This is a genomic window from Actinoplanes sp. ATCC 53533, assembly GCF_003947245.1.
Genome location: NZ_QHHV01000040.1, coordinates 1 through 24,685, shown reverse-complemented (window position 1 = coordinate 24,685; position 24,685 = coordinate 1). Strand labels below are relative to the sequence as shown.

At 72.0% G+C, this 24,685-nt stretch carries 20 protein-coding genes; 8 read left to right on the top strand and 12 right to left on the bottom strand.

Annotated features, from left to right (window positions below):
- Nucleotides 1-2,818, bottom strand: a 2,818-nt coding sequence (locus DMB66_RS60880; protein WP_255440675.1) for a toxin glutamine deamidase domain-containing protein, incomplete at its 3' end; no start/stop codon positions are given.
- Between the two features lie 1,753 nt (nt 2,819-4,571).
- Here DMB66_RS60880 and DMB66_RS60875 point away from each other — a divergent pair.
- Complete coding sequence (locus tag DMB66_RS60875) at nt 4,572-5,171, top strand: hypothetical protein (RefSeq protein WP_148112737.1); 600 nt, start codon at nt 4,572-4,574, stop codon at nt 5,169-5,171.
- A gap of 190 nt (nt 5,172-5,361) precedes the next feature.
- On the opposite strand, the gene DMB66_RS15000 is transcribed toward DMB66_RS60875, so the two are convergent.
- Together DMB66_RS15000 and DMB66_RS14995 are read right to left on the bottom strand one after the other, a co-directional pair.
- Complete coding sequence (locus DMB66_RS15000; RefSeq protein ID WP_125804692.1) at nt 5,362-5,694, bottom strand: hypothetical protein; 333 nt, start codon at nt 5,692-5,694, stop codon at nt 5,362-5,364.
- Entirely contained in the window at nt 5,687-6,100 is a 414-nt protein-coding gene (locus DMB66_RS14995) for a YbaB/EbfC family nucleoid-associated protein (RefSeq protein WP_233624568.1), read from the bottom strand. Before DMB66_RS14995 ends, DMB66_RS15000 begins: the two co-directional genes overlap by 8 nt.
- Nucleotides 6,101-6,224: 124 nt before the next feature.
- On the opposite strand from DMB66_RS14995, the gene DMB66_RS14990 reads away from it, so the two are divergent.
- Entirely contained in the window at nt 6,225-7,457 is a 1,233-nt protein-coding gene (locus DMB66_RS14990) for an SUKH-3 domain-containing protein (protein ID WP_125804690.1), read from the top strand.
- Between the two features lie 33 nt (nt 7,458-7,490).
- Here DMB66_RS14990 and DMB66_RS14985 read toward each other — a convergent pair whose 3' ends face one another.
- The 4 genes from DMB66_RS14985 to DMB66_RS14970 all read right to left on the bottom strand — a co-directional run bounded on the left by DMB66_RS14985 (nt 7,491) and on the right by DMB66_RS14970 (nt 12,438).
- Nucleotides 7,491-8,180, bottom strand: coding sequence for a maleylpyruvate isomerase N-terminal domain-containing protein (locus tag DMB66_RS14985; RefSeq protein WP_125804689.1), 690 nt, complete (start codon nt 8,178-8,180; stop codon nt 7,491-7,493).
- 67 nt (nt 8,181-8,247) lie between these two features.
- The gene (locus DMB66_RS14980) at nt 8,248-8,676 is read right to left on the bottom strand and encodes a zf-TFIIB domain-containing protein (protein WP_370318442.1); all 429 of its coding nucleotides are present in this window, start codon (nt 8,674-8,676) and stop codon (nt 8,248-8,250) included.
- Nucleotide 8,677: 1 nt separating this feature from the next.
- Nucleotides 8,678-9,925 (bottom strand): glycosyltransferase 87 family protein, encoded by a 1,248-nt coding sequence (locus tag DMB66_RS14975; RefSeq protein WP_233624567.1) that lies wholly within the window; start codon nt 9,923-9,925, stop codon nt 8,678-8,680.
- A complete protein-coding gene (locus DMB66_RS14970; protein WP_125804687.1) occupies nt 9,922-12,438 on the bottom strand; it encodes a bifunctional diguanylate cyclase/phosphodiesterase in 2,517 nt (838 codons plus the stop codon). The genes DMB66_RS14975 and DMB66_RS14970 overlap by 4 nt, the downstream gene beginning before the upstream one ends.
- 596 nt (nt 12,439-13,034) lie before the next feature.
- Between DMB66_RS14970 and moaC the strand changes: the two genes are divergently transcribed.
- From moaC to DMB66_RS14950, 4 genes are read left to right on the top strand one after another with little or no spacing between them, the layout of a single operon-like run.
- Nucleotides 13,035-13,508 (top strand): cyclic pyranopterin monophosphate synthase MoaC, encoded by a 474-nt coding sequence (gene moaC / locus DMB66_RS14965; protein WP_370318439.1) that lies wholly within the window; start codon nt 13,035-13,037, stop codon nt 13,506-13,508.
- Nucleotides 13,505-13,990 (top strand): molybdenum cofactor biosynthesis protein B, encoded by a 486-nt coding sequence (locus tag DMB66_RS14960; RefSeq protein WP_125804685.1) that lies wholly within the window; start codon nt 13,505-13,507, stop codon nt 13,988-13,990. The genes moaC and DMB66_RS14960 overlap by 4 nt, the downstream gene beginning before the upstream one ends.
- The gene (locus tag DMB66_RS14955) at nt 13,987-15,213 is read left to right on the top strand and encodes a molybdopterin molybdotransferase MoeA (protein WP_125804684.1); all 1,227 of its coding nucleotides are present in this window, start codon (nt 13,987-13,989) and stop codon (nt 15,211-15,213) included. The genes DMB66_RS14960 and DMB66_RS14955 overlap by 4 nt, the downstream gene beginning before the upstream one ends.
- Nucleotides 15,214-15,227: 14 nt before the next feature.
- Nucleotides 15,228-15,641, top strand: coding sequence for a molybdenum cofactor biosynthesis protein MoaE (locus DMB66_RS14950; RefSeq protein WP_125804696.1), 414 nt, complete (start codon nt 15,228-15,230; stop codon nt 15,639-15,641).
- A 201-nt stretch (nt 15,642-15,842) separates the two neighbouring features.
- On the opposite strand, the gene DMB66_RS14945 is transcribed toward DMB66_RS14950, so the two are convergent.
- Complete coding sequence (locus DMB66_RS14945) at nt 15,843-17,303, bottom strand: glycosyltransferase 87 family protein (protein WP_125804683.1); 1,461 nt, start codon at nt 17,301-17,303, stop codon at nt 15,843-15,845.
- A 106-nt stretch (nt 17,304-17,409) separates the two neighbouring features.
- The gene (locus DMB66_RS14940; protein ID WP_125804682.1) at nt 17,410-17,952 is read right to left on the bottom strand and encodes a DoxX family membrane protein; all 543 of its coding nucleotides are present in this window, start codon (nt 17,950-17,952) and stop codon (nt 17,410-17,412) included.
- 83 nt (nt 17,953-18,035) lie between these two features.
- Between DMB66_RS14940 and DMB66_RS14935 the strand changes: the two genes are divergently transcribed.
- Complete coding sequence (locus DMB66_RS14935) at nt 18,036-18,518, top strand: GNAT family N-acetyltransferase (RefSeq protein ID WP_125804681.1); 483 nt, start codon at nt 18,036-18,038, stop codon at nt 18,516-18,518.
- Here the strand turns inward: DMB66_RS14935 and DMB66_RS14930 are convergent.
- Together DMB66_RS14930 and DMB66_RS63725 are read right to left on the bottom strand one after the other, a co-directional pair.
- Nucleotides 18,515-19,717: an ATP-binding protein gene (locus DMB66_RS14930; RefSeq protein ID WP_125804680.1), complete on the bottom strand. Its 1,203-nt coding sequence runs from the start codon at nt 19,715-19,717 to the stop codon at nt 18,515-18,517. The two genes, DMB66_RS14935 and DMB66_RS14930, sit on opposite strands and share 4 nt — an antisense overlap.
- 90 nt (nt 19,718-19,807) lie before the next feature.
- Nucleotides 19,808-20,506: a hypothetical protein gene (locus DMB66_RS63725; protein ID WP_233624565.1), complete on the bottom strand. Its 699-nt coding sequence runs from the start codon at nt 20,504-20,506 to the stop codon at nt 19,808-19,810.
- Nucleotides 20,507-20,679: 173 nt separating this feature from the next.
- Between DMB66_RS63725 and DMB66_RS65550 the strand changes: the two genes are divergently transcribed.
- Complete coding sequence (locus tag DMB66_RS65550) at nt 20,680-21,381, top strand: prepilin peptidase (protein WP_305025515.1); 702 nt, start codon at nt 20,680-20,682, stop codon at nt 21,379-21,381.
- Between the two features lie 57 nt (nt 21,382-21,438).
- Here DMB66_RS65550 and DMB66_RS14915 read toward each other — a convergent pair whose 3' ends face one another.
- Entirely contained in the window at nt 21,439-24,600 is a 3,162-nt protein-coding gene (locus DMB66_RS14915) for a UvrD-helicase domain-containing protein (RefSeq protein ID WP_233624564.1), read from the bottom strand.
- Between the last annotated feature and the right edge of the window lie 85 nt (nt 24,601-24,685).

Below are 24,685 nucleotides of genomic sequence, written 5' to 3'. Positions count from 1 at the left end.
TGCCGCGGGTCGGGTCGGCGGCCGGGCCGCCATCGTTCGCCAGCCCGAACCAATCTCCCACTCGGGGATCGGCCAGGCGCACCACCCGGCCGTCCGCATCTCGCGGCATGGCATTTTCCAGATCAACCTGATGTACGGCGAGAGGCGCGCGCAACCCGCCACGTTTCCCGTACGGTCGGCTGTGGTCGACGGACGGCGGAACGTCGTCGCCGGTCAGTGCCGACCGGTCTCCGGTGTCGACGCCGCCGATCGCCAGCGTGCCGACGTCGTCGTTGATGCGGATCCAGTCCGCCAACTCGACCTCGACCCGCTCCGGCGCGAACTCCCCGGTTCGTACCTGTCGGGCCTTGATCTCCAGGTCGTCGGCGTCCTCGCTGGTACGTCGCGCCTCGGCCCGGAAATGCTCGCCGTGCAACTCGGAACCCGAGGTGAACGCGGCGTCCGCCCGCATGCTGAGTTCGAGCACTTTGGCCCGCTGCCCGTCGGCGATCCGGAGCAGATAGTCCGAATACTCGGCACGCCGGTTGTCCTCATGCGTGGAGCGCGCGTGTTCCTGGTATTCGCGGTACGACTTGCGTTCCCGGGCATCGTGCTCGGTCTGCCGCTGCCGTTCCAGCCGCTGGGCGCGTTCGGGGTCGACCTCGGCCGGGTGGTTCCGGTCCGGCGTGCCGGTCTCCAGGGCCTTGTCGATCAAGGAATCGGCCGAGGCCAGGTTCGGCGCCGCAGCGGATTCCCTGGTGGGGTCGGGCGTCGCAGTCCGGGTCAGCGGCGCGTCGTCGCGCGTGGGGCTGTGGTTCGTCGACCGGGATTGCTGTAGATCGTCGCGGGGCGCCAGCGCCTCCGCGATGCGGTCCACCGGCGTGGGCCTCGGTGCCAGCGCTTCGGCGATCCGGTCGATCGGGGGGCGCGGCGACGGAATCGGCTTCGGAGCGGGCTGCGGCGGGACAGGCGGCTCGGGTTCCGGCGTCGGAACGGGCGGTGTCTGGTCGGGCCGGGGGTCGGGTCCTGGCCGCGGATCGAGCGGCGGAACCGGCTCGGCTCGGCCGATCTGACCGAGTTCGTCGGCCAGCAGCACATCCGGCGACTCGACGCGGGGGGCCGGAGAGTGATCGAGGAGATCCGGCGCAGGCTGGGGCGCGGGGGTAGGCCGAGGCGACGGCGCAGGCTCAGGCGAGGGAGGCGGTGCGGGCAAAGGCGCGGACCAGGGCGGCGGTGCGGGTGCGGGCTCAGGCGCCGGCGAAGGTGCGGACCAAGGCCCCGGTGTGGGGGACAGGTCGGGCCCGTGCGAAAGGTCAGGTCCGTGCGAAAGGTCGGGCCCGTGCGAAAGGTCAGGTCCGTGCGAAAGGTCGGGCACGTGCGAAAGGTCAGGCCCGTGCGAATGATCGGGCGCGGGTGAAGGAGCAGGAACCGGCGAAGGCGAAGGACCTGGCGAAGGCGAAGGACCTGGCGAAGGCGGGGCCGGGGGCGAAGGTGGGACTGGGGGCGCCGGGGCGGGGAAAGGCGCAGGCGACACGTTGGGCTGAGGCGCCGTCTGCTGGTAGGCGGACGAGTAGTAGACCGGCGCGGGTCGTGGCGGCGGGGGTGGCAGCGTCGTCTGCTTTGGGCGCCATAGCCCGTCCGGCCTGCCGTTGAATGGCATCGGGTTGCCTCGGCCGTCCACGACCAGGGCGTCCACCGCTACCACGTTCGCTGCGTCTGGCTGGCCCAGGTGGCCGTACAGGCTGGTGCCCGGGGGCGCGACGCGGCCCGATTGCGGGTCCACGAACAGGATCTGGCCGTTCTGGTTCACCGCCGCCCAGGCGTGTGCCGAGCCGCCTTCCCACGCGTTTACCAGGAAGGCGAAGGATCCGTGGCCGCCCGCCAGCAGCTGCGCCGACACGTCTCCCAGGGCCTGCTGGATTCGCTGTCCGGCGACCGCTGGGCGTTCGCCCGCGACGATCGGGCACAGTGACTGGAACCGGCCGCCGGTCGCGTGCTCGACGCGTTCCGGGCCGATGTCCTCGCCGTACAGCGGCCTTGTCGAGTCGCCCTCGCCGTAGGCGTCGAAGGTGCGCGGCGCCGACACCCGCGGCCGGCCGTGCACGTACGTGTCGAAGAACGACAGCACGCAGTCCTGGCAGTTGATGCCGCGCGTCGGGTCGGCCTGCGAACCACCGTCGTTGACCAGCTGGAAGTATGGCGCGCGCGGGTCGGCACCGCGTACCGGATCGCCGTTGCCGTCGCGGGGCACCGCGCTTTCCAGGTCGATCTGGTGTTGGGCGAGCGGCTCCCGCAGGCCGGCCCTGGTCCCGTAGCGCCGGGTGCCGTCGATCGACGGCGGGTGATCGGTGCCGGTGAGCATCGACCGGTTGCCGAGCGACACCCCACCGGGCGCCAGCAGGCCACGGTCCTCATTGGCCCGGTGCCAGTCCTGCGGCGCGACGTCGGTGATGGTTCCCGGCGGTGGCCGCCATGCCGGATCCTTCAGCGTGGCCGCCTGTGCCTCAGCCCGCTCGGCCTCGGCGATCGCCACGTCGACGTTGGCCTGGAAGAACGCGGCCATGTGCGGGTCGAACTTGAGGAATCGCGCAACCCGCGCGGAACGCCGCGCGCTTCGGGCCCGGCGGCGCGCGCTCTCCGCCTTGCCCTCGAACGCGTCGATCACGTCCTGGCGGCGGTACGTCGCGTAGGCCTCGCGCAGCTGCTGCGTGTTCCGGAAATAGTCGGTCACTTCGGGCGCTGCCGCGGCGGCCTCGGCCGCACTCTGCGGCGGGAAACCCCGGCCGGGTCCGGCCGCTGCGAGAACCGCCGGGTCGGTCGACCGCGAGGGTACGTCCACAGCCCCGTCCCGAGGTCCGGGCACCTGCGGTGGCCGCGCGGGCGCAGTCGGCGCGGGCCCAGCGGGATCGGACCGTCCGGGAAGCACGCCGGTGCCGAGCCCGCTGGCGGGCGGCGGGACCTCAACCGAAGCCGAGCCGCGAGCAGAACCGGACACCGGCGCCGCCCCGGACGGAGTGGACCCGGGAGGTGTCGTCTCCCGCGGCTCGATCCCTGGCGGCGTTGAGCTCGGGCGGGTTCCGGCCTGGGTGGTGAGGTCGGGGCTGGTCTGCGGTGGGACGAGGTTTGGGCTGGTCCCGGTAGGAGTGGTGGTCCCGGGGGGCGTCAGGCTCGGTCCGGTAGGCGAGGGTCCGGTGGGCGAGGGTCCGGTGGGCGAGGGTCCGGTGGGCGAAGGTCCGGTGGGCGAGAGTCCGGTGGGCGAAGGTCCGGTGGGCGAGGGCCCGGTAGGCGAGAGTCCAGTTGGCGAGGGCCCGGTTGGCTTCGTCCTGCTATCGGTGGGCGAGGGGTCGATCCCGGTTGGGGCGGATGCGTTGGGCCTGATGCCGGGCAGCGACGAGTTGGCGCCGGCAGGCGTGGACACGTTCGGGCCGGTCGCCGGCGTGGTGCCGGTCGGAACGCCGGTGCGTGAGCCGAGATCCACCCCGGCAGCCGTCCCAGGGCCTCGGGAGGAGGCGCTAGGCGAATCCGTGCCGAACGGAGACCAGGGACTGAGTCCGTCGGGTGGCGTGGTGAACCGGGGGGCCGCACCCGCGGCGGGAGGACTGCTGCCCGACGCCGGCGTCCCAGCCGTAGCCGGACCGGAGCCCGAAGTGGACACGGACCCGCCACTGCCATAACCAGGAGACGTGGAAGGACCGCCGGCCCCGGCAAGTCCGGCAGGCGACGTAGATCCGGCAAGTCCGGCGGGCGATGCAGATCCGGCAAGGCCGGCAGGCGACGTAGATCCGGCAAGTCCGGCGGGCGATGCAGATCCGGCAAGTCCGGCAGGCGGAGCAGCACCGGCGAGCGTGCCGGGCCCGGCGGTGCCGCCCAATCCCCCAGGCCCTGCGAACCCGGCAGGGGCCGAAGCGCCAGAAGGCCCGGAGGAGCCTGCCGTTGTGACAGCACCAGCGGACGCCGAAGCCCCCGCGATGCCCGAATCCCCGCTGAACGAGGACGACGACGGAGGGGCGTCAACCGGAGGCGCGAGGCTCGACAGATTGACCCCGCCGGGGGAGGCCACGGAACCGCCGGAGTCCCCCGTCGCAGCCGAGAAGGTCACTGACGTCGGATCCGAAGACCGGGCCGGATAGGCCGAGTCGCCATCTGACGAAACGGACACCGGTCCGGCCGTGGAGTTACTCGATCCACTAGCGAATGACGTCGGATCGGACGAAACCGACAAAGGAGCGCCCGGCACCGCTGAGGACGGCGAAGACGAAGAGGACGGGGAAGAGGAAGACGGAGAGGAAGGGGAAGGCGGAGAGGAAACCGGCGACAACGGCCCCGACCCGGTCCCGTCCCCCGCCGACGAACCGGATCCAAGGTCCGCCCCGCCACTCGGCACGGTCAGGTTGCCGACCTGGTCGGCCAGTCCGTCCGCGAAGCCCGACTTGGTTCCGGCGATCAGCGACCCGCTGGCCCCCGAGGTCGCCGACTTCGCCACGCTCTCCAGACTTGGCAGGTCACCGCTGACAGCCGCCCCGCCGAACTCACCCAGCACCTCGGCGCCCATCCCGCGGAACAGCCCGCCGCCGCCGTGGTCGCCCTTGCCGATGCTCGCCCCGCTCGCCGCGAAGCCGCCCGCGAAACCTCCGGCCGCCGACATGCCCAGCTCCTGCATGTCGAAGCCGTGCGCGCGTCCGGTGGAATTCTGGTATGCCTGGATCGCGCCGTTGGTCGCGATCTCCTCCTTCATCTCGTCGAAGCCCTCCCTGAAGGCTTCCTTGCCGAGATTCTTGAGGCCCGCCTTGGTGGTGAGCTGCCTGGCCGCCCGCTGGCCGGCCTCCTTCAGCGACTTCTTGATCGCCTTCTTGCTGAGCTGCGCGATGAGCCGCTTGAAGATCTGCTGGATGGCCAGCCGGGTCGCCGCGATCAGGCCGGCCGCCGCCGGGGAGGCCGCGCCCAGGGTCAGCGCCACGGCGACCGCCATGCCGATCAGCTCGATCAGGAAGAGGCCGATCTCGATCCAGGCCTCGAGCTTGGCTCCCTCGATGTCGCAGCCGCACTCCTCGACCAGTTTGCCCAGCTCGTCGGCGATCGCCAGGAGCGAGTTGAGCGGCGCGTTCTCGTCCGCGGAGAGCTGGTCCCAGGCGCCCTTGAAGGCCTGCGCGCCCGCTCCGCCGTACCCGGAGAGCACCTCGCCGGCCGCCTGATAGGCCTCCTCGCGCGGCTCCGCCAGGCGCTGGGCGATCGCGTACCAGCGATCGGAGACGTCCCACGTCGTCTTCTCGTTGCCCTCCGGCCAGTCGAAGCCGACCACCCACTCGAGCGCCTCGTAGGCCCAGCCGGGCACGTCGAACGGCATGTAGTCGAGCGGGTGTGGGATGGGGCTGGGCAGGATCGTCACGAGCGTTTCCTATACGTCCGCTCCACCTGTACGGCTGCGTGCTGGTCCGACTCGGTGGCCGCACGGACCGTATCGACCACCGCGTCGCCCAGGCCCTCGACGTACAGGCCGAGTTTCTCCCAGGCCAGCAGCACCTGCTGCTCGATCGGGCGGTAGTTCTTCTCGAAGGTCTGGCCGATGTCGTCGTTGCCCCACGGGCGCTGGCTGCTCATCGAGGCCACCTCGCCGCCGATGCCGGACCGTTCCGTGCCCAGCTGCTTGCCGGCCGACGCGAGGTCGCGACCGCCGCTGGCCACCCGGTCGGGGTCGAGCCAGAGCTCCTCAGCCATTGTCGTCCGCCTCGCGCATGATCGCGTCCTGGCGACGCAGCAGCGAGCCGAAGTCGTTGTCCTTGATGAACTGCATCGGGCCCGAGTCGGCCGGCAGGTAGCCGGCCATCATCTGCTGGACCTGCTCCGCCATCTGCGCGGCGGCCTGCTCCGTGGTGGTGACGATCTTGCGGCTCAGCTCGGCCGCGTCCATGTCACGGTAGATGCGGCGGTCCAGCCGCAGGTCGATCAGCTGGCCGCGGGGGCCCACCGTCGCGCGGATCAGCCCGTCGTCCGACTCCGCGCTGACCTGCAGCTCCGCCAGCCGCCGCTGCATGTCGTCCATGCCGGACCGGAGCCGCTGGTATTGCCCGAACACGTCGTCGAAGCGCGCGCGCAGCGCGTGGTTGGCATCGCGATCCGCCATGTCCGCCACGGTCGTCCTCCCCCGGCACCCGACCTTCGATCGAGGTGACCCTACCGGGCGGCGCAACGCGACGTGCTCCGGTAGTTTCACCTCGCACACGGATGCGGGGTGACAGGGGTTCAGAATGATTACGCGGGAGGACGCCGAGGAGATCGCTGCCGGCTGGGCGCGGGTCGAGACCGAGCGCCGGGGGTACGAGTGCCTGCCCATGATCTCCGAGTTCGACCTCGGTTTCGTGGTCTGGACCAAGCAGCCGCCTACCATCCTGCCGATCCCCGGTGACGGCGCCCGCACGGTCATCGACCGGCAGACGGGCGTCCTGTCCACCTACCCGGGTGTGCCCGCGAGCGTGATCGCCGACCTCTACCGCTCGCACCAGCCGGCCGTCGTCGCCCAGCGCCGCACGGTTGATCCCGAGGTCGAGCTGCGCCGCAACGCTCGCCGCCGGCCGACTCCCACCACCGCCGCGCACCTGACCGTCGACGGGCGGCTCTTCATCGCCCGCGGCGCCAAGGGCGACCAGCAGATCAACCACCACCCGCTGGTCGCGGCCTACCTGGCGGGCCTGGAGCCGGCCCGCACGGTGCGCGGCACCGAGCGCCACGCCGAGCTGATCGCCCTCTCCGACGCCCTGCACGAGGCCGACCGGCAGCGCGATGAGCCGCTGACGCTGGAGGAGGCCCGGGCCTGGCTGCGCACCGCCGACTTCGAGGCCTACTACGTCCGCGACCGGGGTGACCCGCTGGGCGCCACCGTGGCGCGGCCGTGCGAGTCGTGCATCCTGACGTTGGTCGACTTCGCGCTGCTGCCCTGGTCGCATCTGGCGTTCGTGGAGCCCTTCCGGCCGTACTCGGAGAACATCGCCCAGCCCGGCCGCTTCCCGGACCAGGTCGCCGGCGCGCTCGCCGACGCGGGCTGGCGCCCGACCCAGCCGGTGGTGGCCGAGGTGCTGGCCGACGGCATCATCGACGACGTGGTCAACGTGCCGGGCCTGCGATACAGGCACGAACCGTTCCCGGCGGCCCGGGCGGCGATCATGGACTTCCCCGGCATCTTCTGCGGCCTGCGCGGCCCGGGGGTGCGCCGCTGGGTGCGCTGGCTCAACCTCGAACCCGTGGCGGCGGCGCACTCGGCCGACGTGCTGGGCGAGCTGGCCCAGGTGATCGGGGCGGCGCTGTTCCCGATCGGCGTGGAGGCCAAAGGCGACGCGATCGTGGCGATCGACGAGCGCGGCCGGGTGTTCGCGCTGGACCAGGGCGGCGAATGGTTCCTGGGCGATTCCCTGGACGAGGCCCTGCTCAGCCTCCTGACCGGCGACGGCCCGGCGGAACGCATCCGCGACGACGGCAGCTGGTAGCGGCAGTAGATCGCCAGGCCCGGGAGCGAGTCGTCAGCTCAGCAGCGGGAAGAGGTCGGCGCGGTCGCCCAGGACCTGCCGGTCCTCGGCCGTGAGATCCTCCCGACCCGACCCCTTGAGCAGCGCCTCGCGCTCGGACCAGTGCACCGGCAACCCGTCCGCCCCGGCCAGCCCATCCATGGTGGATAGCGCGACCGCCACGGCCTCGGGCAGCGGCTCCGGCGCGTCCGGCAGCGACACGATCATGTCCAGGTGGTGGATCACCGCCTCGGTGACCAGCGTCGCCACGAAGTCGGGGACCGCCAGCACGAGGCTCTGCGTGCGAATGAGGCCGGCCGGGTCGGCTTTGCTGACGGCGTACCCGGTTGCCCGTGCCGTCTCGGTCCAGAGCTCGACGATGCTCTTCGGCCGGCCGAAGGCCGCGGCCGTGCGTCGCACCCACTGAGCGTGCGCGACGGCCTCGGCGGCAACGCCGGAACCGGGGAACGAGCGGAAGTAGGAGACGAAGTCGGTGTCCGGCGGCCCGGCCGCGGGGGTGGCGAGCGCGACCAGGGCCCGCTGCGGGTCCAGGGTCAGGTGCAGCAGCAGGTCGGAGATCGTCCAGCCGCGGCAGCCGGTCGGCAGCAGCAGGTCGAAGTCGTCGAGGTCGTCGACGACCGAGGTCAGGCCCGCATACGCGGCGTGCAGGGCCGCGGCGAGCACGGCCGGCGCGGGAAGTCCCATGACCCAGCACTTTGGCACGCCGCTGGCCCGCCCGCATCCAGTGGGGGCGGGCGGGACAGCGGAGGGCTCAGCCGAAGAACTCGTTCAGGAAGCCCTTGTGCTTCTTCCGGCCCCGGTAGTGCCCGTGGTGGCCCTGCTGGCGGTAGTGGCCGTGGTATCCGGCGGCATACTGCGGCTGCTGGGCGCCGTAGGGAGCTGCGGCGGGGTATGCGGGCTGGCCGTACGCGGGCGGCGGCGGTGACGCATAGCCGCCACCGTGGGCCGGCGCGGGCGGCGGGGCGTAGCCACCCGGCTGCGGCGCGGGCGGGGCCTGCGCCGGCCGCGGGGCGGCGGCGGCCGCTCCCGGCCCGCTCCAGTTGGCCTCGGCCTCGAAGAGTTTTTCCAGCTCACCGCGGTCGAGGAAGATCCCACGGCACTCGGTGCACTGGTCGACCGTGACGCCGCTGCGCTCGTAAACCCGCATCTCGCCATGACACTTCGGACAGGTCATCTGCATCTCACAAACGGTACAAGGCCGTGTCATCGTGTGGTGCCGTAGTTGCTGTGGGTCTGCTGAGTACTGCGCCGAGGGCGGGTGCCCAGACCAGCAGCGCGAGCGGGTACAGCAGGTAGCCGAAGCGGGTCGTGGGCATCAGCAGGATCGCGGCCAGGAGGCCGTACCCGCAGAAGAGCGCGGCGGTCGCGGCCGTGCGTGGCGGACGCCGGACGAGCAGGACGGCGATCGCCAAGGCGACCGCGACCAGGAGCCCGATCGCGACATAACGACCGCCCGGCACCGCCTCGGCGATCAGGTAGCCGGGGAACGGCGACTGGGCCGGGCTGGTCACGATGCCGTGCCCGAGCGGAAAGCGGATCACGTTCTCGACGAACGCGTCGCCGTCGACCAGGAACGCGGGCAGCAGGGCCAACACCGGCAGGCCGACGGCGCCGGGCAGGAAGCGCCGGCCGTGGCCGGTGGCGATGGCCAGCACGGCGAGGACGACCACGACCGGGAAGGCGAAGAGCTTGAGGGCGGCGGCCGCGCCGACCGCGAGCCCCGCGGCGCCGTAGCGGCCGCTCGCACAGCAGGCCAGGGCCAGCAGGGCCAGGGCTAGGACCGGCAGGTCGTCGCCACCCGTGGCCAGGGTCAGGGCGCAGATCGGTAGGACGGTCGCGAACTGCACAGCCCGCACCAGGCTGCTGCCGGACTGCCCGAGCAACCGGGCCGCTCCGACCAGGGCAGCCGCCGTCGCGACCGCGAACCAGACCCGGGAGTCGGTCCACCAGACGTCGCCGAAGGCCGCGCGCGGCAGGCCGAAGACGGCCATGCCCGGCTGGTACGGCGCATAGCCCAGCAACTGCTCACCCGGCGGCAGCGCGGCGATCGCATCCGGCCCGAGGTACGGCGTCCCGGTGCTCGCCAGCCGTTCGCCCATGTGCTCGACGACCAGCACTTCCTCCTGCGCCCGGCCGGTGCGCCCAGCGGAGCGCTGCACCGCCTGGACGATCAGCGGCAGGATCGCCGCACCGGCCCAGGTGAGGTATGTCAGCCCCAGCCGCCACCGCGGCCGCCGCAGCACCAACTGCACCAGCACGACCAGGAACGCGCCGAGGTAGGCCCAGGCGGCGATCGCGCCCCAGGCCCGGTGCGGCAGCAACGTCGACGTCAGCGCGGTGACGAGGGCGAACACGGCGGCCAGCCCGTAGAGCGCGGAGTCGGCGGCGAGGCCGTCGCGGGCCCGGTCGAGGCGTGCGAGCAGGGTCACGCGGGCAAGTGTGGCAGAGAAGATCTCCCCTGCCCGGGCGCCCGGCGTCGCGGCATCCGAACGACGGACCCGGCCGGATGCAGCGTCCCGGCCAGCGCGCCCGGCCGTCCGCCGGAACCGCGCTGCAGCGTGGCCAGCATACGGCCGGAGCGCATCGGCCGGGCGAACAGGTGGCCCTGGCCGGCTATGCAGCCGAGCTCCCAGAGCGCGTGGCGTTGCGGTTCGCTCTCGACGCCCTCGGCGACGACGGCCAGGTGCAAGCTGCGCGCGAGGTCCACGGTCGAGCGGATCACGGAGGTGGCCTCGGCGGAGGTCTCGACCGCCCGGACGAACTTGCGATCGATCTTGAGCTGATGCACCGGGAGGCGGGACAGCACCGAGAGTGAGGACACGCCGGTGCCGAAGTCGTCGAGCGCCAGCCGCACCCCGGCGTCGCGCAGCTCGATGAGCGCCCGGTCGACGACGTCGAGCTGGCTGAGCGTGAGCGTCTCGGCCAGCTCGAGCACCAGCCGGTCCGCCGGCACGCCGTGCCGGGCGAGCTGGGCGAGCACGGCCGCCGGGAAGGTCTCGTCGAGCAGGCTGCGGGGTGAGACGTTGACGGCCACCGGCAGGTCGAAGCCGGCCTCAAACCACATCCGGTACGCGGTGAGCGACTGCTCCAGCACCGCGTCCACGAAAGCGGGCAGCTGCCCGGTGCGCTCGACGGTCTGCAGGAACTGCATCGGGGTCAGGTTGCCGTGTTGCGGGTGGTGCCAACGGGCCAGCGCCTCCGCCGACGTCACCTCGCCGCTGGCGAGATCGACGATCGGCTGGAAGTCGACCACGAACTCGTGCTCGGCCATGGCGCGGGGCAGCTCCCCGCCGAGCATGAGCCGGCCCACGTCGGCGGTGTCGCGCGCGTGCGCATAGGTCGCGATCCGCTGGCCGCCGCGTTTCGCCTGGTACATCGCCACGTCGGCGCGGCGCATCAGCTCCTGGACGCCGCCGCTGCCCGGGGCCAGGGCGATGCCGGCGGCCGCCTCGACGGTGAGCTGCATGCCCTCGACCTCGATGGGCCGCTCCAGGCTGTCGAGCAGGGCGGTGGCCCGGTGCGTCGCGACCGCGGGGGTCGGCAGGCCGGTGAGCAGCAGCGCGAACTCGTCGCCGCCGAGCCTTGCCACCAGATCACCGGGCGTGGTGGCCTGCTCCAGGCGCTTGGCGACCTCGCGCAGCACGTCGTCGCCGGCGGTGTGCCCGAGCGTGTCGTTGACCTCCTTGAAGTGGTTGAGGTCGATCAGCAGCAGGGCGAAGATGCCGTCGGTGTTCCGGGCCTCGAAGATCGCGCGCGCCTGCTCCAGCAGCTCGCGGCGGTTGGCCAGGCCGGTCAGCGGGTCGTGCGCGGCCGCGTACGCGTTCTCGGCGTTGATCCGCTTGAGCTCGGCGTAGGCGCGTGCGTTCTGCACCGCGGTGTAGAGCGAGGAGGCGAAGGTGCGGAGCTTGTATTCCTCGGACTCGTCCAGCTTGACCGGCTTGCGGAAGAGCAGTCGCAGCACCCCGATGGCCGCGGTGTCCGAACCTCGCAGGACAGCCTCGACGACCGGCCCGGTCCGGGCGGGAGCTCCGCCGGGCGGCCCCTGGTAGGTGAGCCGGCCCGTTGAACCCCGCACCAGCCGGGGCGGGGTGATGTCGCGTAGCTCGATCTCGGCGCCGTCGGCGGAGAAGAGCTCCGGAGCCCGGGTCACCGCGGCGTGCAGGACGGCGGCCAGATCCGTGACGTTGAGCTGGTCCGTGCTGGCCGCCAGGCGTTGCCAGGCCTCCTGGTCGGCGCGTTGCCGGATGCGGTTCTTCGTCGCGAACTGCAGGGCGAGCATCGCCGGCACCATCGCCGCGATGAACAGGGGCTCCTGCTGGACCACGAGCACGACGACCAGGGCGATCGCGACGTTGATCAGCCGGATCATCGCGACGACGTCCCAGTTGTGGGTGAACGACTGCCGCCAGGACGTCTGGGTCGCCAGCGCCACCACGGTGTGACCGAGTAGTTCGTCGACGACGGCGTACGCGAGGGCCGCCAGGACGAGGGCGGCGACGAGCCGGGGCAGCGGCTGGGCCGAGAAGGTCAGGTCGGGCGGCGGCCGGACGCCGGCCAGGTAGGCCGCGACCGCAGCAGCGGTGGCGGCGATCGTGTTCTTGGTGACGTTGAAGGTGATCTTGATTGGGTCGCGCAGGGCGGCCTTGGCGATCAGCACGCCGAGCGCCGTGCAGAGCACGGTCAGCGGCAGCGGCACGGTAGCCACCGCGAGGAGGATCGCACCGGAGGTCGAGGTGAAGTTGATGTGGTCGGCCCGGATCCGCACCTCGATCAGGCGACCGCTGGCCGACGCGATGATGATGCTCAGTGCCACGGCGTACAGCAGCGCGCCGGGAGTCATGGCCGGGAAGCGGCCGACTGCCCAGATCAGGCAGCCCAGGCCCGCAAACGCGACGAGACCGACATACAGCCGGAGCTGCCTGTCGGTCTTCGCGTCGTTCACTGCGAACTTCCCATGTCCCCATGGTGGCCCAAGGCCGGTACACGCTGTCAATGCCTCAGTGCACCTGAGTGACGGTCGTTGGTCTTCGGGCTCAGCTCCAGTCGATCTCACGCATCGCACACCTCCCACTCCCGTGAATGCGCGGTGGCCATTGTGTGAGCGCCGCCCGCAACGAATTCGGCAGATCCGAACTCGTGGTTCCTGGCAACAGGCTAGGAACTGAGCGTGGAATGGGGAAGCAGGATTTGTCGCTCGTTTCACGAATTGCGAGTATCGAGAATTTTGTACCGAATGAGTAGCGAGCGAATGACGCTCCGCAGTCAATCGGTGACCAACGATTTCTGACCCCGCCCTCGGGTCAAACACCCATAAATGCCCTGCTGCGGACGGGTGTGACCGATGTGCAATCTACTTCGAAGGGCATTGCCTTGTCCGCATGAGGAAAGCGCACAATGGCCCAATTCACCGCGTGGAACGGATTGCGAAACAAAATGGCTACGGAACGTTGGTGATCGCTGACGAAGCGACATGTTCCACGGCTAATAGGGTCCCGCGGTGGTGCTGGATAGGCTGTACGGGTGACGAACGCAGCGAAAATGACTCATGTCGACGCTGACGGGGCAGCCCGGATGGTCGACGTCTCCGCCAAGTCGGTGACCGAGCGCCGGGCCGTCGCGGCCGGCCGGCTCAGCACGACTCCGGAAGTCGTGGCCCTGCTGCGCGGGGACGGCCTGCCCAAGGGCGACGCGCTCGCGGTCGCCCGGATAGCCGGGATCATGGGTGCCAAGCGCACCCCCGACCTGATCCCGCTGTGCCACCCGATCGGGCTGCACGGGGTGACCGTCGACCTGCGGATCACCGACACCGGCGTCGAGATCACCGCGACGACCCGGACGGCCGACCGCACCGGCGTCGAGATGGAGGCGCTCACCGCGGTCGCCACCGCCGGGCTCACGCTCATCGACATGGTCAAGGCCGTCGACCCGGCGGCGAGCATCGAGTCCGTCCGGGTGCTGCGTAAAGAAGGCGGCAAGACCGGCGACTGGCTGCGCCCGGTGGACCGCCCGTGATCCGCGCGCGCGTCATCGTCGCCTCAAACCGCGCCGCGGCCGGCGTCTATGCCGACACCAGCGGCCCCCTGCTGGTGGCGGGGCTGCGCGACCTCGGCTGCGAGGTGGATCCGGAGCCGGTCGTCGTGCCCGACGGCGAGCCGGTCGCCGAGGCGCTGCGGGCGGCCCGCGCGGATGGGATAGCGGTGGTGCTCACCAGCGGCGGGACAGGCGTGACTCCGACCGACCGGACCCCCGAGGCGACCCGGCCGCTGCTCGACTTCGAGGTGCCGGGCATCGCGGAGGCGATCCGCGCCTACAGCAGGGACAAGGTGCCGACGGCGGCGTTGTCCCGCGGGCTCGCCGGGGTGGCCGGCCGCATGCTGGTGGTCAACCTGCCCGGCTCGACCGGCGGCGCCCGCGACGGCCTGGCGGTGCTGGGGCCGATCCTTGTCCACACGGTCGCCCAGATCGACGGCGGCGACCATAAGCTTTCGGAGTGAGCGCAGACAACCTCCCCGTCGACTGGGACAAGGCACGCACCTTCGCGTACGAAGCCGGTCGGGCAGCCGCAGGCCCGGCCGAGACCGTGCCGCTGGCCGGCGCCGACGGCCGCACGCTCGGCGAGCCCCTCGTCGCCCTGACCGACCTGCCCGCGTTCCCGACGTCGAGCATCGACGGCTGGGCCGTCCGCGGCCCGGCGCCCTGGCGGCCGGCCGGCCGGGTGCTGGCCGGCGGCACGGCGCCGCCGCTGACCGGCGACGGCACCTGCGTGGAGATCGCCACCGGCGCGATGGTCCCCGAGGGCGCCGAAGCGCTGGTCCGCGTCGAGGAATCGACCCGCGACGCCGACGGGCGGGTGAGTGGCACCCCCCGCCCGCAGCCGGAATGGCGGCTGCCCGGCGACGAGGCCCGGCAGGGCGAGGAGCTGCTGCCGGCCGGCACCCCGATCGACCCCGCGGTGCTCGGCATGGCCGCGACCTGCGGCTATGACACGATCCCGGTGCGACCGCAGCCGCGCGCGGCCCTGCTGGTCTTCGGCGACGAGTTGCTCACCAGCGGCCCGCCGGGAGCCGGCCGGGTCCGCGACTCGCTGAGCCCCCTGGTGCCCGCCTGGCTGCGCCGCTACGGCGCCACCGTCAGCCCGACGGCGGTGCGCGGCCCGGTGCGGGACACGCTCGAAGCGCACGTGGCGGCGATCCGGGAAGCGCTGGCGATCGCGGACGTGGTCTGCACGACCGGCGGCACGATGAACGGCCCGGTCGACCACCTGCACCCCGCGCTGGCCGAGCTGGGCGCCGAATACGTGGTGAACACGGTGGCGGTCCGCCCCGGCTTCCCGATGCTGCTTGCCCGGGTGCCCGGCCCGGACGGCCGCTACCGCTTCCTGGCCGGCCTGCCCGGCAACCCGCAGTCCGCGGTGATCGCGCTGATCACGCTGGTCGCCCCGCTGCTGGCCGGCCTGCACGGCCGAGACCTGCCGACGCTGCCGAGGGCCGAGGTCACCGCGCCGGTGCCGGGCCGCGGCGGCTTCACCCACCTGGCGCTCGCCGCGCTCGACCAGGACGGCCGCCGGGCCACCCCGGTCGGCCACGTCGGCTCGGCGATGCTGCGAGGCCTGGCGACCGCCGACGGCTTCGTCGTGGTCCGCCCGGACACCCAGGCGGCGACCGGCGACCTGGTCCCGTTCCACCCCCTGCCGCTGCATCCCGGAGAGCGCCCGTGACCACCACCGAGACAGTGCGAATCGCCGAGATCCACGACACCCACCTGGACCTGGCCGCCCACGAGAAGGCCGTGGCAGACCCGAGAGCGGGCGCGGTGGTCACCTTCCAGGGCGTCGTCCGCGACCACGACGGCGGCAAGGGCGTCACCCTGCTGGAATACGAAGGCCACCCGAGCGCGGCGGCGGTGCTGCGCGAGGTGGCGGAGGAGATCGCAGCAGACCCGAACGTCTACGCGGTGGCGGTCTCGCACCGGGTGGGCGTGCTGCAGATCGGAGACGTGGCGCTGGTGGCGGCGGTGAGCACGGCACACCGGGCGGCGGCGTTCACGGCATGCGCCCGGCTGGTGGACGAGGCGAAGGCCCGCCTACCGATCTGGAAACGCCAGGTCTTCACCGACGGCACCGAGGAATGGGTGAACTGCCCATGACCCCGACTTCCTGAAGGTCAAGTTCTAGATCAAATTCATGTCGTGCCTGGTTGCCTGGTGCTGACCGTCGCTCCCGCCGAGGTCGGGCGGGGCCACCCAATCGCCTGGCGGCTCATGAACGGCCGCCCTCACTCTGCCAGGTCCGTGCATGGAACAAACCCCCACTCCGCCACGTCAGGAGCCACCGGCGAGTCGCGATTCTCAGCGGGCCGGGTCGCGGGGTGGGGGGATCGTGGCCGTTGGCAGCGGGCCGCCCGGGCGGTTTCCTGGCAGGTCCGTCCGGCGGGTGGGATCCGGCAGCCGACCCGGCCCGGCAGCTGCCGTCCTCGTCCGTGCCCGGGACGGTGAGCGGCCCAGCCATCGGTTGATCGGAAAGGCCGGTGCCACACCCGGACGCCACGGCAGGGCGTTGACCAGCAGGATCAGCGCCAAGGCGTAGCAGTTCGCCGAGAACGGGTCATGCAGGCTCCACATCGGAGCGAGCACGAACAGGAGGTACGTCACTCCGGCGGCGAGCGCGAAGACCAGCCCCGGTCGGCTGCCGCGAGCAGGCTGCGGGCGCTGCGTCGTCACCCGGCGGCGGGCCGCCGCGTCGATCAGGATCAGGACCGCCGGCAGCACCCAGATCAGCTCGTGGGTGGCGGTCACCGGGCCCACGATCGACACCGTCAGCCCGACCAGCGTGAACGCCGCGATCTCGTCCCCGTCCGCGTGCGCCGCCCGGGCCCGGATCAGCCCGACCGCGATCAGCAGCAGCGAGAAGGACAACCACAGCAGCACCGGCGTCGTCGCCGAGTCGTAGATGCGGGCGAGCACGCCGGCCAGCGACTGGTTGGCGATCGCGTCGACGGCGCCGGTGCGGTCGATGCGCCACAGCACCTCGCCGGACCAGGCGATCGTCTCCCGCTGGCTGATCAGCAACGCCGCGAGCGCCGCGCTCAGCGCCGTACCTGTCGCGATCAGCGCCGCGCGCCACTGCTTGGTCACCGTGAGATAGACGATGAAGAACGCCGGTGCCACTGCCAGCGCCGTTGCCAGTCCTACGCCCAGACCGGCCCAGGCACCGGTCGCCCATCCCCGGCGCAGCAGGTCACCCGGTGTGCGGCCGCGCGGTGGTGACGAGGCCGGGCGGCCCGGCCACCACGCCGCCCGGCTGCGCGCCCACGCACCTCGGCGCAGGGCCACGATGTCGGCGGTGACCAGCCCGAACACGAGCAGATCCAGCGATCCGAGGCCGAGCGAGGCGCGCACCGGCTCCACGGTCAGCGCCAGCGCGCCGGCAGCCAGCACCACCGGCCACGGGCGGCGGCCGTACCGTCGCGCGACCGGGCCGACCAGCGCGACCAGGGCCAGGCCGAGCGCGGCCACGCCGGCGAGCGCGGTCAGCCAGCCGGCGAGCGGCAGCGGCAGGAACGCCGCCGGGGAGATCAACAACAGCGCTGGCGGCGGCAGCGCGGTGCCCAGGTGGGTCAGCGGCGACCGGTACGCGTACAGCCCGTCACCGTTGAGGGCATGGATGATCGCCGCGCGGTCCACGGCCAGGCCGCTGAAGCCGTACCGTTGGGCGATCGTGGTGATCGTGGCCAGGATGCCGACCCAGGCGAGCAGGACCACCGTGCACCTGGTCGTGGCCGGACGCGCGGCAGTCCGCATCGCGGGCATGGCGCGACCTCCCCCGTAGCTCGGCCACCGGCGTCACCGCGCCGGACTGGAGCCGCGCCGCCCTGGTGTTTCGACGGCTTAACGCCGGGTGAGCCCGTTAGGTGATTTACCCGGGGATCTTGCGTGCGGCGGCCGCCGACCGGGTGGCGATCCTGGCCTCGCGCCGGGCGGTGCGGACCGCGCGCTTCATCGAGCGCAGTGAGCGGTCCACGGCGTGACTGGTCCGATAGGCGATGCCCGGCTTGCCCTGGGTGTCGACGGCGGCGAGCAGCAGCCCGCCCAGCAGGCCCACGTTTTTCAGGAAGTGCGTCTCGTGCTGGGCGCGCTCCGGCTGCTGGAGCGTCCAGAAGGGATGCCCGGCGAAGGTCGTCGGCACGAGGTTGGCGGCGAGCACGGCGGCGGCGGGGCGGGTGAACCGCCCGCTGGCCAGCAGCAACCCGGCGATGACATCGGTGGCGGCCTTGGCCTGCACCAGGGTGCGCGCGTCGCTGGGCAGGCGCGGATCGACCCGCTCGATGAGCGGCCCGACCCGGTCGGTGATCCGTTTGGCGGTGGGGACCTTGGAGTCCGGGTCGAGGACGACACGAACTCCGCTGACCACGAAGATCGCACCGAGCATGGCGCGGGCTGCGGTACGCACAGGCTTCATAGCCCCGTTATACCCGGATCCGCGGACGTGCGCTGGGTGAGTTGTGGATAGCTGCTCCCGGACCGTCCGTAGGGTTTCGGGGCATGACCGAGGTGCGGATTGAGCAGCCCGAGGATGCCGACGGCATTCGACGTCTTCTGGAAGCGGCGTTCGGGGGTGAGGGCGAGGCGCGGCTGGTGGCGGCGCTGCGGCCGACCCATGCCTGGCTCCCCGAGTTTTCCGTCGTCGCCGTGGAAAACGCGCGCGTGATCGCGTTCGCGCTGCTCAGCAGGGTGATGATCGGCGGCGAGGAGGCGCTGGCGCTGGGCCCGGTCGCCGTCGCGCCCGAACGGCAGCGCCAGGGCCTGGGCACGGCCGTCGTGCGCGATGCCCTGCGGCGGGCGACCGAGTCCCGCGAGCGGCTCGTGCTGGTGCTCGGCGACCCGGCGTACTACCGGCGCTTCGGGTTCGTCCCGGCCGCGCCGTACGGGATCACCAGCGCCTGGTCCTCGGCCGGGGACGCCTGGCAGGTCCTGGCCCTGCGGCAGGTCGAGGCTCGCTACCCCGCGCCCTGGCGCGCGGTCTAGGGCTGAGTGCGCAGGTAGCGCCCGAAGTGCGGCACCGTGAACGCCACCGTGCCCCGCTCGCCCGAGTAGATCAGGCCCTTCTTGATCAGCGCGTCCCGGGCGGGTGACAGGCTCGCCGGACGCCGGGAGAGCGCCGCCGCGATGTCCGCCGTCGGCACCGCCGCGTCCATGTCGTTCTCCGAGTCGCCGGACAGTGAGGCCATCGCGCGCATGTACTCGCGCTCCGCCGGCGTGGCCCGCTCGAAGCGGGAGCCGAAGAACCCGACCGCCAGCTCCGCCTCGGCCTCCGGCGCCGCCATCCGGACGTCCTGCGCGGTCACCGGCGACGTCGGCGCGTGATCCCAGGTCGCCTTCCCGTACGCCTGCACGAAGTACGGATACCCACCCGACTTCTCGTATAGCAGGTCCAGCGCCTTGGGCTCGTATTCCACGTCCTCGCGAGCCGCCGGGGCGCACAGCGCGAGGTCCGCGGCGATCCGGTCGAGGCGGTCGATGCGCTGATAGCGGAAGAGCCGTTCGGAGTAGGACTTGGCCGCGGACAGCACCGCCGGCAGGTGTGGCAGCCCGGCGCCGACGACGATCAGGGGAGCGCCGAGCTGGGACAGCTCGTGGCAGGCGGCGCAAAGCGCGGACACATCGGCCGGGCCGAGATCCTGCATCTCGTCGATGAACAGGGCGATGCCCGTGCCCACGTCCGTGGCCAGCGACGCCACGTCGGTGAAGAGCTCCACCAGGTCGATCTCGATGTCGCCGGAGTCGGCCCGGCCGCGGGCGGGCGGCACGTCGATGCCGGGCGTCCAGCGGTCGCGGAGCTTCGCCGAGGCGTCGTTGGCCCGCAGCGCGAAGGCCTTCAGCACCGCCAGCACCTCGTCGACCCGCTCGGGGTTGCGGTGGTGCGGAGCCAGCTCGCGGATCGCCATGTGCAGCGCGGCGGAGACCGGGCGGCGCAGCGACTGGTCCGGCCGGGCCTCGATCTTGCCGGTGCCCCAGAGCCGGCCGATCGCGGCCGAGCGGAGCGTGTTGAGTAGGACGGTCTTGCCGACACCACGCAGGCCGGTCAGCACCAGGCTGCGTTCGGGGCGGCCACGGGCGATCCGCTCCAGGACGACGTCGAAGGCGTCCAGCTCACGGCCGCGTCCGGCCAGCTCCGGCGGCCGTTGGCCGGCGCCGGGCGCGTACGGATTGCGGACGGGATCCACGGATAGCACCGTATCGGGCTCTCTAGCCGAAAAGCTAGAGACAGCAATCGAACGCTCTCTACGACTATCTAGCGTTGGAGCTAGAGAGGGCTAGTCGCCGTCATACTCCCTGAGGCACAGGACGAAGTCGAGGCTGTCGAGCTGGCTGTCGTAGAAGTACCACTTCGTGTACTTCGACACCTGGCTGCACTTGGACTCGGCGTCGGCCTCGCCGGTGGTCCGGCCGTCGACCCGCTTGAGCACCTCGTAGGTGCCGCTGGCGCAGGGCACGATCTTGAGGTCGGGCTCTTTGTCCGCCGTACCCTCGTTGCGCACGCACTGGCCCTTGGCCACGAAGCGCCCGTCCTCGCTGCTCCGCGGCCCGGGCACCGAGCCGTTGTCGGTGGTCGCCCCCGTGGTGGGCTGCAGCGACTGCCCGGCGTCGGGCGTGCCGCTGCGCTGCACCAGCCAGGCGGCCGTGGCGAGACCGCTGAGAATGAGCAGGCCGAGCACGACGACCAGCGCGATGATCGGGGTGTTTCGCCGGCGCGGCGGCGGCATCGGCGGCTGCTGCCACACCGGCGGCGCGCCGTTCACCGGGGCGACGGGATAGCCGCCGTTGAAGGCGGCGGAATTATCCTGCGAGGGCGGCACCGACATCGGCTGACCGCCCCAGGCGGCCTCGGGCGTCGGCGAGGCTTGCGTGGCGGCGTCACCCCAGGGGTCGGCCGGCTCCGTATACGGCTCGTCGGAACCCGACGATCCGCCGGCCGGCCAGCCCTGGCCGGGGTAGGGGCCGTTCTGCGACATCGGGGTTCCTCCAGGCGCGGGATCGCTGTACGCCACCGTAGCGTGGACGCCCGGCTCGTTCCCTCCCGGAATCGCGCCGACCTGGGCTCAACTCGGTGACAACGGGGTGATTCGCCTCGTCTGTCGGCAACGCGACCCGCGTCGCGACCGCCGGCCCACTACCGTTCAGCCCCATGTCATTCTGGGTGACGTTGTGGGCGGCGGTCTTCGGCGGCGCGTCGGCGGCCTTCGTGCCGCGCGTCGCGCACCGCCTGGCGGTGCCCCGCGACACCAGGCCGCGATCAACCTGCGCTGACTGCACGGCCGACCTGCCGACCTGGGTACGGGCCGGAGCGCCGTGCCGGTGCTCGCGGCCCCCGGTGTGGACGATGGCGGCAGGCGCCGTGGTCACGGGCCTCCTGGGCGCGGCGATCGGCCCGGCGCCCCTGCTGCTCGTGCTCCTGCCGGCGGCGACGCTGGGCATCCTGCTGGCCGCGATCGACCTGCGCTGCCTTCGCCTCCCGGACGCCCTGGTGGCGCTGCTGGCCGCCGCCACGGTGCTCCCGCTGAGCCTCGGCGCCCTGCTGACCGGCGAACCGGCCCGGCTCGGCCGGGGAGCACTGGCGGCTCTCCTCAGCGGGGCCATCTACCTGATCATCGCTCTGCTCCCGGGAGCCGGCCTCGGCCTGGGCGACGTCAAGCTGGCCACGGTCCTCGGCTTCACCCTCGGCTTCGTCGGCTGGCCGGCGCTGGCAGCGGGACTCCTGGCACCCCACCTGATCAACGGCCCGGTAGCCCTGGCCCTCTTGCTCACCCGAAGAGCAAAACGCCGAACAGCCCTCCCGCTGGGCCCGGCCCTGCTGGCCGGTGCGCTGGTCGGCATCGTGCTTGCCTGAGGTTTCGAGACCCGGCGGGTGCTCGCAGAGGTCTCCAGGAGGGCCTGGGAGGTTCGGTCAGAGGAGGCGGAGCTGTCGGTCCTTGGGACGGGACGGGACGGTATCGCCCATGCGCTCAAAGAGGCCCGCGTCGATGGCGTCCAGGAACGGCGTCGGTGACTGCTCCCGCTCCTTGCCGTGCCGGAAGCGGCGCGCCGTGTGGCTCACGTAGAGCCGGTCCTGGGCCCGGGTCAGCCCCACGAAGAACAGGCGCCGTTCCTCGGCCGTCTCGTCATCCGTCGGCTTAGCGCCCGGCCAGCGCAGCGGCAGCAGCCCGTCCTCGCAGCCGACCAGGAAGACGACCGGGAACTCCAGACCTTTAGCCGCGTGCAGGGTCAGCAGGTTGACCGCTTCCGCGCGCGGGTCGAGCGCGTCCACCTCGGCACCGGTGGCGATCTCCTGCAGGAACCGGGTCAGGTCCTCGCCGATCCGGTGGGCCAGCGGCATGAGCAGGTCGGCAGCCGCCCAGACATCCTCCGGCGCGAGTTGCTCGGCGTCCAGGGTCGGCGCCGCGTAGCGCTGGGCCAGCACCTGCGCCGTCAGTTTGACGCGCGCCGCGAGTGAGCCACCGAGGCCGTCCGCGTGCCGCAGCTCGCGCGCGATCACCTGGACCCCGGGCCGGTCCCGCAGGCGATTGTGCGACCGCTTCTGCACCGGTACGCCGGCCCGCGACAGCGCGTCCACCACGGCCTGCGCCTGGGAGTCGGTGCGGTACAGGACGGCGATGTCTGCGAAGGACAGCGTTCCGGGGGCGACTGCGCGCGAGTCGATGCGCCCGGAGTCGAGGGAGCGGTGGGACAGGCCGCCGACCAGCTCGTCAACGGTGCGGAGGACGAAGTCCGCTTCGTCCGCCGCGCTGCCAGCGAAGTAGCGGCCAACCAGCGGCGACTCGGGATTGACCCGGGCCGGGTCCAGGCGCCGGCCGCTGACCAGCGTGGTCGGCGCGATCGCCTGCACGGCCGCGGCCAGGATCGGCGCCGACGAGCGGTAGTTGCGGGTGAGCCGCACCAGCCGGGCGTCCGTGAAGTCGTGGCTGAAGCGCAGGAAATAGCCGACGTCGGCGCCGCGGAACGAGTAGATCGCCTGGTCCGGGTCTCCGATCGCGCACAGGTTGCCGTTCGCCGGGGCAAGCAGACGCAGCAGCTCGTACTGCACGTCGTCGACGTCCTGGTATTCGTCCACGAAGATCCACTGCCAGCGCTTGCGGTAGCGCTCGACCAGCTCCGGCTCGTCGCGCAGCAGCGCCACCGGCATCGTGAGCAGGTCGTCCAGGTCGACCAGGTCCTGCTGGCGGAGCAGCTTCGCGTACGCGAGGTCATCGTCGCCGGCCTGCTCGCGGGCCGCGGTGCGCTCCCCGTCGTCGGCGATCCGCCAGTTCGCGCCGAGCCCGGCCGCCTTGGCGTTCTCCTTGAGGATGGTCAGCCCCAGCGAGTGGAACGTGCCGACCGTGATGTCCTCGGCCACCTCCGGAATCAGGGCGTCGAGCCGGTGCCGCATCTCCTCGGCGGCGCGCCGGGTGAAGGTGATCGCCAGGCAGCGCTCGGGGAAGACGCCCAGCTCGGCGCAGAGGTAGGCGATCCGGTGCGTCAGCGTGCGGGTCTTGCCGGTGCCGGGCCCGGCCACGATCAACAACGGCCCACCCGGCGCGGAGGCAGCGACGCGCTGCATGGCGTCGAGGCGGTCCAGCAGGCCGGTGCCGACCTCTTCCATGCCGGCGAGCATCGGCTCGAACGGCTCGTGCGGGCTGGCCGGCGGGGGCAGCGGCGGTGCCTTCTTCTTCGGCTCCTTGGCGGCCTTCGGCACCGGGGCGCGGCCGATCGCCGGCTCGGCCTTGCGCTGCTGCGGCACCGGTACGGGGATCATGTCGAACAGCGTCTCGGCCTGCGGGGCGCTCTGCCTGTTGCGCAGCTCGCCGGGCTCGAAGAGCGTGATGACGCCGTACTCGCCGTCGTACCCGGAGATCCGCCGCACATCGCCGCGCCGCAGCCGGTCGATGGCCTCACGCAGCTGCTCGCCGCCCGCCTGGCCGATCGCGTCGAGCGGAACCCGGCGCAGGATGTCCAGCTCGGCACCGAGGTTGGCGACGACGTGATTGAGCTGGCCGTCGACGGTCTTGGACTTCGGGCCGACGCCGTTGATCTCGCCGAGGATCTCGGCGAGCTGGATCAGGTGCACGACCTGCTGGTCGCGTTCTCCCCCGCCGGTGCGGTCGGCCAGCTCCTCGACCCGGTTGAGGACGCCGACGGTCAACGGCTTGCCACACTCGGGACAGCGGCCACCGTGCTCCCGGGTCTGCTCCGGCGCCCAGTTGATGCCGCAGGCCCGGTGCCCGTCCGCGTGGTATTTGCCCTCTTCCGGGAAGAATTCGATCGTGCCCGCCAGGCTTTCGCCGGCCTTGATCGCGAAATAGTCCGGCGCACCGGTGTAGAGCGTCGCCTCCCGGGCCAGCGCCGCGGGCGAGTGCGCGTCCGAATTGGACACCAGCCGGTACCGGTCCAGGCTCGAGACCCGCCAGTTCATCTCCGGGTCGGAGGAGAGGCCGGTCTCCACGGCGGTGATGTGCTCGGCGAGGTCGGCGTAGCAGTCCGCGATGGCGTCGAAGCCGGACTTCGAACCCAGCGCGGAGAACCACGGGGTCCAGATGTGCGCGGGGACGAGGTAGGCGTCCGGGCTGGCCTCGAGCGTGATCTCCAGCAGGTCGCGGGAGTCCAGGCCGAGGATCGGGCGGCCGTCGGCGGTGAGGTTGCCGATCCGGCCGAGCGCGGTGTTGAACCGGGCCGCGGCCGCGAGATCCGGCATGTAGATCAGGTGGTGCACCTTGCGGGTGCGGTCGTCGCGCTTGTAGATCGTGGAGATCTCGACGCTGAGCATGAACCGCGCGTCCGAGCTGCTCTGCAGGATCGGCGGCAGCTTGCGGCTGACCTCCTGCTCCGCGTCGGTGCCGAGGCGGTAGAGACCGGGCTCATCGGCGGGACGGAGATTTTCCCGCAGGTGGTCGAACCAGGCGGGGTGCGTGAAGTCCCCCGTGCCCAGGACCGCGATGCCCTTGCGTCGGGCCCACCAGGCGAGGTTCGGCAGGGTGAGATCGCGGCTGCAGGCCCGCGAATACTTGGAGTGGATGTGCAGATCCGCGACGTATGTGTCCGCGGCGACCGAGGACCCTGCGCTAACCGAGGGCACGCTGCATCCTGTCACGAGCTCCCGGCGCGCCACGAGCCGCCACGCGCGAAGTGACATAACCGATCCACGATTGAATCCTGCGGAG

Coding starts and splice junctions, on each gene's coding strand:
- DMB66_RS63725 (WP_233624565.1), bottom strand. CDS start 20,506: ATGTCGCAGAACGGCCCCTACCCCGGCCAGGGCTGGCCGGCCGGCGGA.
- DMB66_RS14935 (WP_125804681.1), top strand. CDS start 18,036: ATGACCGAGGTGCGGATTGAGCAGCCCGAGGATGCCGACGGCATTCGA.
- DMB66_RS14945 (WP_125804683.1), bottom strand. CDS start 17,303: ATGCCCGCGATGCGGACTGCCGCGCGTCCGGCCACGACCAGGTGCACG.
- DMB66_RS65550 (WP_305025515.1), top strand. CDS start 20,680: ATGTCATTCTGGGTGACGTTGTGGGCGGCGGTCTTCGGCGGCGCGTCG.
- DMB66_RS14980 (WP_370318442.1), bottom strand. CDS start 8,676: ATGCAGATGACCTGTCCGAAGTGTCATGGCGAGATGCGGGTTTACGAG.
- DMB66_RS14940 (WP_125804682.1), bottom strand. CDS start 17,952: ATGAAGCCTGTGCGTACCGCAGCCCGCGCCATGCTCGGTGCGATCTTC.
- DMB66_RS60875 (WP_148112737.1), top strand. CDS start 4,572: ATGCTCGCCCCGCTCGCCGCGAAGCCGCCCGCGAAACCTCCGGCCGCC.
- DMB66_RS15000 (WP_125804692.1), bottom strand. CDS start 5,694: ATGGCTGAGGAGCTCTGGCTCGACCCCGACCGGGTGGCCAGCGGCGGT.
- DMB66_RS14985 (WP_125804689.1), bottom strand. CDS start 8,180: ATGGGACTTCCCGCGCCGGCCGTGCTCGCCGCGGCCCTGCACGCCGCG.
- DMB66_RS14990 (WP_125804690.1), top strand. CDS start 6,225: ATGATTACGCGGGAGGACGCCGAGGAGATCGCTGCCGGCTGGGCGCGG.
- DMB66_RS14995 (WP_233624568.1), bottom strand. CDS start 6,100: ATGGCGGATCGCGATGCCAACCACGCGCTGCGCGCGCGCTTCGACGAC.
- moaC (WP_370318439.1), top strand. CDS start 13,035: ATGACTCATGTCGACGCTGACGGGGCAGCCCGGATGGTCGACGTCTCC.